Annotated in this window: 8 protein-coding genes and 1 pseudogene; 8 read left to right on the top strand and 1 reads right to left on the bottom strand. The window is 60.4% G+C overall.

Features of this window, described 5'->3' with window-relative positions:
* Window positions 1-61 precede the first annotated feature (61 nt).
* From K309_RS38325 to K309_RS0132415, 8 genes and pseudogenes are all read left to right on the top strand, one after another.
* Window positions 62-745: pseudogene (locus K309_RS38325) on the top strand (NAD(P)-dependent oxidoreductase); the annotation flags it as partial.
* Window positions 738-2,432 carry an IlvD/Edd family dehydratase gene (locus tag K309_RS0132380; RefSeq protein WP_029050149.1) on the top strand — a complete coding sequence of 565 codons (1,695 nt, stop codon included), beginning with the start codon at window positions 738-740 and terminating at the stop codon, window positions 2,430-2,432. The pseudogene K309_RS38325 and the gene K309_RS0132380, both read left to right, overlap by 8 nt.
* 23 nt (window positions 2,433-2,455) lie before the next feature.
* Window positions 2,456-3,799, top strand: coding sequence for an NAD(P)H-dependent oxidoreductase (locus tag K309_RS0132385; protein ID WP_029050150.1), 1,344 nt, complete (start codon window positions 2,456-2,458; stop codon window positions 3,797-3,799).
* A 61-nt stretch (window positions 3,800-3,860) separates the two neighbouring features.
* Window positions 3,861-4,829, top strand: a complete 969-nt coding sequence (locus K309_RS0132390) for a Bug family tripartite tricarboxylate transporter substrate binding protein (RefSeq protein ID WP_029050151.1) — start codon at window positions 3,861-3,863, stop codon at window positions 4,827-4,829.
* Between the two features lie 20 nt (window positions 4,830-4,849).
* The gene (locus K309_RS0132395) at window positions 4,850-5,431 is read left to right on the top strand and encodes a carboxylesterase family protein (protein ID WP_232232596.1); all 582 of its coding nucleotides are present in this window, start codon (window positions 4,850-4,852) and stop codon (window positions 5,429-5,431) included.
* A gap of 1,059 nt (window positions 5,432-6,490) precedes the next feature.
* Window positions 6,491-7,243: a hypothetical protein gene (locus tag K309_RS42185; RefSeq protein ID WP_156914526.1), complete on the top strand. Its 753-nt coding sequence runs from the start codon at window positions 6,491-6,493 to the stop codon at window positions 7,241-7,243.
* Entirely contained in the window at window positions 7,240-7,893 is a 654-nt protein-coding gene (locus K309_RS0132410) for an RES family NAD+ phosphorylase (RefSeq protein WP_029050155.1), read from the top strand. The genes K309_RS42185 and K309_RS0132410 overlap by 4 nt, the downstream gene beginning before the upstream one ends.
* A gap of 267 nt (window positions 7,894-8,160) precedes the next feature.
* Window positions 8,161-9,168, top strand: coding sequence for a LacI family DNA-binding transcriptional regulator (locus tag K309_RS0132415; protein WP_029050156.1), 1,008 nt, complete (start codon window positions 8,161-8,163; stop codon window positions 9,166-9,168).
* A 256-nt stretch (window positions 9,169-9,424) separates the two neighbouring features.
* Here the strand turns inward: K309_RS0132415 and K309_RS0132420 are convergent.
* Window positions 9,425-9,708 (bottom strand): Tn3 family transposase (locus K309_RS0132420; protein WP_029049518.1); only part of this gene is annotated, 284 nt, incomplete at its 5' end.

Below are 9,708 nucleotides of genomic sequence, written 5' to 3' on the forward strand. Positions count from 1 at the left end.
GCCGCCTGAGAACCGGCCACGATCAACCTTCGTACACCAGATTTGACTTTATCTCGGCGAGGGCGGCTTGGCCTCGCAACTGCGCGCGGGCTCCATTGTGGTCGACACAAGCACGATGGAACACGGTGCAACGATGGAAATCCATTCGCGCCTCGCTGCAGCCGGGCTCGAGTTCCTGGACGCACCTGTCTCAGGCATGCAATCTCGTGCTGAGGCCGGCACGTTGACGGTTATGTGCGGCGGCTCCGAGCAGACGTTCGAGAAGGTGAAACCGTGGCTTGAGCGTATGGGGAACAACGTCCTATACATGGGCGAAGCGGGCAGTGGCCAACTGACGAAGCTCGTCAATCAGCTGCTATTCGACATCAACTGCGCCGCACTTGCAGAAATTTTGCCGATGTCCCGCCGCATGGGCCTCGACCCAGAAAAAATTGCGTCGGTGATTAACAGTGGCACCGGCCGTAGCTACGCATCGGAGTTTTTCCTGCCTCGTATCCTGGACCGCCACTTCAGCGACGGGTATCCGTTGCGGGCCGCATACAAGGACCTCGTCAGCGCTGCAGAACTTGGCGCCCGTCATTGCATCCCGATGCCAGTCCTTGCCGCAGCGACCGCCACTTACCAGATGAGCCTTCTGACCGGCCACGGAAGCAGTGATAAGGGCGCAATGACCCGATTCTTCGAAGACATGCTGGCCGTGCAGTTCAGCGCAGCAGCACCCGAAACGGAGCAACAAAATGGCTGAACCTCTTGGCCTCGACAACGGCCTCACCAACTACGGTGACCGCGATTTTGCGCGCTATCTTCGCCGCTCCATGGCCCATTCGATGGGTGTGTCGAGCGAGTTGCTGTCTCGCCCCGTCATTGGCATCGCTGCCTCGCCCAGCGATTTCAACAACTGCCACCGCTACATGCCGCAATTGGTGGAAGCCGTGTCGCGCGGTGTGTTGGCTGCAGGCGGATTGCCCCGCATGTTTCCGACCGTGTCGCTGGGCGAGGTGTTTCTGAACCCCACGAGCATGGTGTACCGCAACCTGATGTCGATGGACGTCGAGGAAATGGTACGGGCTCAACCGATGGACGCCGTTGTGCTTATCGGGGGTTGCGACAAGACAGTACCCGCTCAGTTGATGGGGGCGGCTTCCGCGAACCGCCCGGCGATTCAACTCGTCACGGGTCCGATGTCCACCGGTCGCCACAAAGGTGAGCGCCTCGGGGCGTGCACGGATTGCCGCCGTTTCTGGGGCAAGTTCCGAGCAGGAGAAATCGACAAGCAGGAAATCGATATTGTGGAAACGCGGCTGGCCACGACCGCAGGCACGTGCGCTGTCATGGGCACCGCCAGCACGATGGCGTGCATTGCTGAAGCGCTCGGCATGTCGTTGCCCGGCACGGCAGCCATTCCTGCTGTCGACTCCCAGCGCCTCGTCGCCGCGGAAGAAAGCGGCCGGGCCGCAGTCCGTCTCGCACGTTCGCCGATTCTTCCGTCCCAGGTAATGACCGAGCAATCCGTCGAGAACGCCTTCCGTGTCCTGATGGCTTTGGGCGGCTCCACTAACGCAATTATTCACCTCACAGCGGTGGCTGGTCGTCTTGGTATTCGCATCAGCCCTCAGCGCCTGAACGAGATTTCTGATGAGACCCCGGTGCTCGTCGACCTCAAGCCTGTCGGCGAGGGCTACATGGAAGATTTTCATGCGGCCGGCGGTATTGGGGCTGTCCTCCGCGAGTTGCGCCCCCTCCTGCATCTGGACTGTCTCACCATTGACGGTCGGACCCTGCGCGAACGCCTCGACGAGCCGGCGGGCTGGGTTGACCGCAAGGTTATCCGCTCGTTCGACGAGCCGGTGAGCAACGTCGGCGGTCTGATTGCGCTTCACGGCACACTGGCGCCGGACGGGGCTATTTTCAAACGAGCTGCAGCGACGCCAGCACTGTTTGAAAAGGAGGGACGTGCAGTCGTGTTCGAGGGGCTGGAGGACCTGGCAAACCGCATCGATTCGCCCGACCTCGACGTGACGGCGGACGACATCCTTGTGATGAAGAATGCCGGGCCCTTGGCTGCCGGGATGCCGGAAGCGGGTTACTTGCCCATTCCCACGAAATTGGCCAAGGCCGGTGTGAAAGACATGGTGCGCATCTCCGACGCGCGCATGAGCGGCACGGCTTACGGAACCATTGTCCTGCACGTATCGCCCGAAGCGGCCGCAGGCGGGCCTCTGGAAGCGGTACGCAATGGGGACCGCATCCGACTGTCGGTCTCGAAGAAGACCGTCGATTTGCTGGTCGAGCCGGATGAAATCGCGCGCCGCCTGGCCGAGCGCAAACCGCTTCCAAAGAAGCAAGGCGGCTACCAGGAACTGTATCAACGCACCGTGACGCAAGCCCCAGAGGGCTGCGACCTCGACTTCCTCGCGCAGCCCCGTAGCTGACGACGTCTCAACTGGAACTGACCATGAATTTCTATCCTCAATTGCTCGCGCGAGCCGAGCAGGGTAAGCCTGTGCGCGTCGGCCTTATCGGCGCTGGCAAGTTTGGCTCCATGTACCTCGCTCAGGTACCGCGCACGCCAGGCGTGCACATGGTGGGTATCGCCGACCTCGTGCCGGCAAATGCTCATGCCAGCCTCGAGCGGGTGGGTTGGGAACTGGGCCGCGCCCAGGCGTCGTCGCTGGACGATGCCGTGCGAACCGGTACGACACACGTCGGTGATGATTGGCAAGCCCTTGTCGCTCATCCTGGCATCGACATCATCATCGAATGCACTGGCAATCCCATCGCCGCTGTCGACCACTGCCTCGAGGCGTTTAAGCAAGGCAAGCACGTCATCAACGTGACGGTGGAGGCGGACGCATTCTGCGGCCCGCTCCTGGCCCATCGAGCCCGTGAAGCGGGAGTGGTGTATTCCCTCGCTTACGGGGACCAACCTGGCCTGGCATGCGAATTGGTCGACTGGGCCCGAACCTGCGGTTTTCCCATTATTGCGGCTGGCCGCGGGCACAAATGGCTGCCGAGATTCCGCGAATCCACGCCTGATACGGTGTGGGACCATTGGGGCGTCACCGCCGAGCAAGCCCGTATCGGCGGCATGAACCCCAAGATGTTCAACGCTTTCCTGGACGGCTCGAAGCCGGCCATCGAGAGCACGGCAATTGCGAACGCTACCGGGCTGCAGGTGCAGGCGGAAGGCATCACGTTCGCCCCGGCATCCGTGGAGAAGATTCCTACGGTCATGCGTCTGAAGTCCGATGGCGGTGTGCTATCCGCCAAAGGTGTTGTGGATGTCGTTTCGTCGCTGAACACCGACGGCACCTCGGTTGGCTACGACATCCGGAAGGGCGTATGGGTTTGCGTCGAGGCACCGACTGAGTACATCCGCCGCTGCTTCAAGGAGTACCAGGTCTTCACTGACCCCGACGGACAGTGCATGGTGCAGTACAAGAAGTGGCACCTCATTGGTCTGGAACTGGGAATCTCGGTCGCGAGCGTCGGCTTGCGTCGTGAACCCACCGGTGTCGGTCAGCACTTTAACGCAGACGTCATCGCGACCGCGAAACGCGACCTGAAAGCAGGAGAAGTGCTGGACGGGGAGGGCGGGTACACCGTCTTCGGAAAGCTGTTCCCTGCCAAAGAGTCGCTTCGTCTTGGCAGCCTCCCGCTGGGCCTTGCGCACAACCTCAAGCTGCGCCGCGATGTGCCTAAAGACAAATCGCTGACGTGGGAGGACGTCGTTATCGACGCGACTCAGCGCGCGTATCGCGTGCGAAAGGAAATGGAAGCACTGTTCCAACAGAAGTAACAGGCGACCAGCAGGACAGCCGGGGCGAACGACGTCCCGGCAAAACAAACAGGAGACAGACATGGACTGGAGCGTAAAGGCCTCCGTGGCCGCATTCGTACTGGCAGCAACCATTCCGGCGATGGCTGCCGATGCATATCCCAACAAGCCTATCAGCATGATTGTTCCGAGCGCCCCAGCCGGCTCTACGGATATTGTCGCGCGCCTCATCGGAGAGCAACTTGCAAAGGACTTGGGGCAGCCTATCGTCATCGAAAACCGGCCCGGTGCCAGCGGCAATATCGGCACGGAAGCGGTAGCCCGTGCAAAGCCGGACGGTTACACGCTGCTGATGCAGTACTCGGGGTACCACGTCGGAAACCCTGCCCTCTTCCCTCAAGCGCGCTGGAAGCCAAAAAATTTCGTATCGGTCGCGCTGGTGATGAGAGTTCCGCACGTTGTAGCGGTGAGCGGAAAGATTTCTGCGCAGAATCTCCGAGAGCTTATTGCTTTTGGCAAGAAAGACAACCGTGGACTTTTCTACGCATCGTCGGGAAACGGCTCCATCCAGCATATCGCCGGTGTCATGTTCGGTAAGCAGGCGCAGGTGCCCGTCACCCATGTTCCGTACAAGGGGGCGGGTCCGGTGATTAGCGACCTGTTGGGTGGGCAGGTTGACATGTTCGTCACAACACCGCCGTCCGTCATCGGCCAGGTAAAGGCAGGAAAAATCAACGCGCTTGCCTACACCGGTCCGCAGCGGCATCCCTCCATGCCCGATGTCCCGACTTCCGCCGAGGCCGGCTTGCCTGGCTATAACGTCGAGTCCTGGTTCGCGGTGTTCGCGCCGGCAGGTACGCCGCCGGCAGTTGTCAGCAAGCTGTCTACTGCAATCAAGAAGATTGTGGAAAGCCCAGAGTACCGCCGGAAAATTGAAGAGCAAGGCGGATTCGCTGCGTACATGGACCCGCCGGCGCTGGACAAATTCGTGACTCAAGAGCTTGCGACCTGGGCAAAGGTCATCAAGGACGGAAATATCACCGCTGAGTAAGATAGGTAGCAAAGATGAGGGTGAAGAGCCTGATTTCGGCGCTATGCGGTGCCTTTGCGATGTCTACTGCAGCGGCGTCCACGCTCACGGTGGTGAAGACGGAAGGAGGTCAAGTCTCAGGGACCGGAGATACGGTAAAGACGTTCCGCGGGATTCCCTATGCTGCGGCTCCGGAAGGCGGACTTCGCTGGAAGCCCCCGCAAGCGGCGAAGCCTTGGGAGGAGGTCCTGGACGGAAGCCGATTCGGCCCGGATTGTCCCCAACCGGCGGAGTATCCGGAGCTTCGCGGCGCAGGAATGAGCGAGGATTGTCTGCGCATTAACGTGTGGACTCCCGCGAAAGCCAGTACTGAGAAGCTCCCCGTGATGGTATGGATTCATGGTGGGGGCTTTCGCTACGGCTCGGGCTCGCATCCGTCCTATGACGGTGAAGCGCTTGCCAAGCGGGGCGTCGTTGTCGTAACCCTAAATTACCGACTAGGGCTACTCGGCTTCTTGTCTCATCCCGCCTTGGCCGCGGAGTCATCGACGCACACATCCGGGAACTACGGCTTGATGGACCAGATGGCTGCGCTTCGCTGGGTGAAACGCAACATGGGGTGATCGTCCGAATCGTGCGAAATGTAACGGTGACGGTCCGGAAAGCCGCCTCCAGCAAAGCTTTCCGATTTCGCAGCAATGGAGATATCGGACCCAACCGCAACCCCTTGAATTGCAAAGAATCTTGGAGCCTGACCGTATCAATCAACACGAAAGGGACGATCACCCCAGTAATGGCCACGCGGTAGGGCGCGGTCGTCTTTGGCATGTTCATCAGGCCGGGTGTGGTGTCACAGGCGGTCCGGTCCCGCCTCGTTATGGCGAAAATGGGGGCGCTGTCAATCCTGCAACGGGCGTAGCATCACGCCGCGACATCCTGGTGTAGTCTCGCCACCAAATTACTCCTGCTATCCGGCAATTTCCATGGCGCGACACCTTCAATTCATGGTCCGGGTCTTCTGCGTCGGCGCCATCATTGTGGTCGTCGCCATTGTCTCCCGGCAAGTATATCTGCGCAGCGCCACCAAGCCTGACGTAGCTGAGGCAAAGGAAGAGCCCGCGAGAATGATGTTGATCCGCTGCGAGTCGATGCACGACCGTCTGCAAAATCGACATAGCGCGGCTAGGGATGCTGGCGAGCGGCCACGCGTTCGTTGCCGAGAGTCTTGACCTCGGCGAATGTTCGATCCAGCCGCAGATTGACCTCTGCCTGTGTAGCGCCGGTAGCGCTATCCATTCTCGGAAGCCCTCGAGGATTTTGGCCCAAGCGACGACAGCCCGTGCAGAGCGGCAACCTTGAAACGCAGGCAAAAGAAAGCCCGCGGCAAGGCGGGCATGGAATCCCTTAGAGGAGAAAGGGAGGAGACGAGCGTAAGTATAAACCCTAACAAAAATTCTTGCAGAGCGGCCAGGAGCGTCGCGGGCAGACGAGCAGCCAAACCATAATTTCATGATCAAGAAATTATGAAAGTGAAAGGCACGCATCCACGGCAGGGCCGCTTGGCTGTCGCGGCCTAAATTGCGAGTTTCGAGTGGACCAACCACCGCTTGGTGAGGAGAGCGCTCGGCAAGTAACTGACTTGAAGGTTGCCGTCATGAACTTCATGAACTATCATTTAGTTCATGACCCTCCATCGCCGAATCTCGCTTCGCACGCGGTTTGCCGCCGCGCCCGAGTCCGTTTTGCCCGCAGGCCGTGCCCGCAGTCGGCGGACTGCCTTGATCGCGGTCGCACAGGACCCGCGGCGGGCCGCAACACCCAAAGAGCTAATTGAAGCCGCCGTCGCCTTAGTCAACGACGCGTCTCGCGAGCTCGTGTTGTCTGCCGAGGTCCAACATGAACTCGACGCGGCGCTTGGGCGGATTGTTCGCATCTTCGCGAAGCCGACACATCCGCTTCCCACGCGTCGCGTTGTCGATGCCGGCGAGCCTGGCGCACATGCTGGGGGAGCCGCGCCACCGGATCCGCTCCAGGAAGCGCGCGAACGGGGTCGACTGGCAGCCGCCCGGGAGTGGGAACGGCCGGAAAACTTGTCGCTCAAGGACGCCGCGCTGTATGCCGGACGTTCGGACCGCGCCATCAACCAAGACCGCCAGGCGGGGCGTCTCTATGCACTGGTGCTGCCGGGGCGCGAACGAGGGTATCGCTATCCATCGTGGCAGTTCCATGTCGATTCCGAGCGGCTGGCTGGTGTGCTTGCACCGTTCGTGGCTGCCCGCGCGAGTAGTTGGGTCGTCCACAATTTTCTGCATCGTCCGCAAGAAGGCTTGGCGGGACGCACGCCGGCGGATTGGATCGCCGATGCAACGGCCCCGATAGACGCCGTTGTGCGGCTCGTCGACGCGCGGTACCGCGACGAGCAGGGCACCGCATGACCTTTAGCGCAGAAGATTTAGGGTGTCCGCTGCCGCCGGCCGACTTGGCCGACCGACGGCTTGCCACAACGACGCTCGATCTCGAGCGGGTAGTGCTCTGGCGAATCCACCGCGCGCACCTGGACCCTATTTACTACAACCGCCGTGCGCCGGGTGTGACCCAGTATCGGTTCGACGCGGCCGGCGGCGAGTTTGGTGTCCTTTATGCTGCTTCGAGCTTTGCCGCGTGCATGGCCGAAGCGGTCATTCGGGAGCGCTTCCAAGGACTACGTCTGCCGTTACTGCTTGATGAGGATGAGCTGAGCAGCCGATCCATTTGCCGGCTCGCCGTGGATGATCGCCGACCTCTCGTGCTCGCTGATCTTACCGGTCCGCTGACGGCCCTTGGCATGGACGCTCGTGTGTTTTCGGTCACTGATTACCTGGGACCGAACCTGTGGAGTTCGGCGCTGCATGCGGCATTTCCCTGGATCGATGGCTTGTATTTCCAGTCGCGCCTGGCAGGTGAGCCTAGCGTCGCGATCTTCGACGATCGCGCCCGACTGGTGTGCGCAGGTGTGACAACTCCGCTGGTCGAATTTCCAGAATTGGGTTCCTATCTGACGGCCAATCAAATTGGCCTTGCGCCTGCCGGCGATGATTGGACTTAAACGCCTTAGCGCGGCCCTGCCGCAGCAAGTGAGGATCGGCCCGCCGGTCGTCTCCTCCCGCCCACATTGGCTCACTTCGCAGTGAGCGACCGCATCGCAAGTGAACTTCGGTCGCTCACTTGCGCAGTTGGCATCGTCGCTTAGATGGGGCCGAGAAGTACCGTGTCCTGCAGGTGATCGGAAGGTCTTGCGGCACGCGAGGCTTTCACGCGTTCGATTAGAATCGGGGGCGCATCTCCTTAAAACGCGCCTGACTTTGATTGCATCATGAGCAAGAGGCTGACCAGCATTGATATTGCCCGCCTTGCGGGAGTGTCCCAGACCACCGTATCGCGTGTTCTTCAAGATCTGCCGACGGTAAAGCCGGAGACAAAGGCTCGGGTCCTTAAAGTCATACAGGACCATGAGTATTCGCCTAGTGCCGCAGCGCGTCAAATGAAGACCAGGCGCAGCGGCACAGTGGCGGTCGTTGTGGCCAGCCTCTCGAACCCACTGTATCCACTGTTGCTCCAGCTTCTGGTTGAGCAGTTGGCGACCCGGGGCTTCCGGACAACCGTGTGGGAGCTGGACGGCGGCATGGATGACGCGACCGTACGTGCGCTGGCTGAGAGCGCGACGGATGGGGTCATCTTTGCTGCGGCGCTCGATGAATCGAAGGAGCTGCTCAGCAGGGTTGCGGCCGAAAAGCCCATCATTCTGATTAACCGATCTGTCGGGACGAATCTGTTTGACACGATTGTGAGCGACAACTATGCCGGCGGCAGGCGCGTTGCAGAGTACTTCCTCGCCTCAGGCCGAAGGAACATTGGACTGATATCGGCAAAGTCGAGCAAGAGTTCTCGAGCCAGCACCATTCGCGAGCGAGAGCGCGGATTCATGGACGGGCTCGGGCCCGTCGCGCAGAGTCCGGCATTTACTCGCGCCGATGCCGCAGACTTTGGCTACGACTTTGGTTTTCGTGCCATGCAGTCCCTCCTGAGCGACCGTCCCGAGATCGATAGCGTTTTCTGTACGAACGACATCGTCGCAATTGGTGTGCTGGATGCGGCGAAGCGGTGCGGTCGGCGCGTACCTGAAGAAATGTGGGTCGTCGGCTATGACGACATTCCGATGTCCCGATGGGAGTGCATCGGGCTTACTACCGTTCAGCAACCTCTGCCCTCGATGGTTGAGCAGGTCGTTGAGCGTCTCGAACGTCGTATGGCTGACCCCAAGATCACGCCGCAAACCTTCATTCTGCCCAACGATCTGGTGCTGCGACGCACAACATCCTGAGGTTGATTCTGGTTTTGAATTGCTTATAATGACTACGTAACCATTGAAGCCGTAGGGTGGGGTGCGCTATCAAACGCTTCTCACCCTTATTTCGGAGACAAAATGACTACGTATTCATTTGGCGAGATATCCGAACCCTCCCGGGTGACCCCGGTGGTTCGGGCAGCGGACATTTGTGTGGTCGGGGGTGGTGCCGCAGGGGTAGGGGCGGCTTCAGAATTCGGAAAATATTGCCCTCTAAGACCTCGCTCGCGAGTTAGCGCTCGGCTAGACGCCGCAAGGGGCGGAACTTTCCTGCTTCCGGTTTATGGCTCATGCGCCACACGTAGTCGCCGGTCAGGTTGATATGCTCCCACCCCAAGGGCGACAAATAGGGATACAGCGCCGGATCGACCGGCATGCCGCGGCTCTCCATTGCCTGCACAGCGCGCTCAAGATAGACGGTGTTCCAGAGAACGATCGCCGCAGTCACCAGGTTTAGTCCGCTGGCGCGGTACCGTTGCTGCTCGAAACTGCGATCGCGTATTTCGCCGAGACGGT

Origin of the sequence: Cupriavidus phytohabitans (assembly GCF_000426345.1) — a bacterium.
In the GTDB taxonomy this organism is placed as follows: Bacteria; Pseudomonadota; Gammaproteobacteria; order Burkholderiales; family Burkholderiaceae; genus Cupriavidus.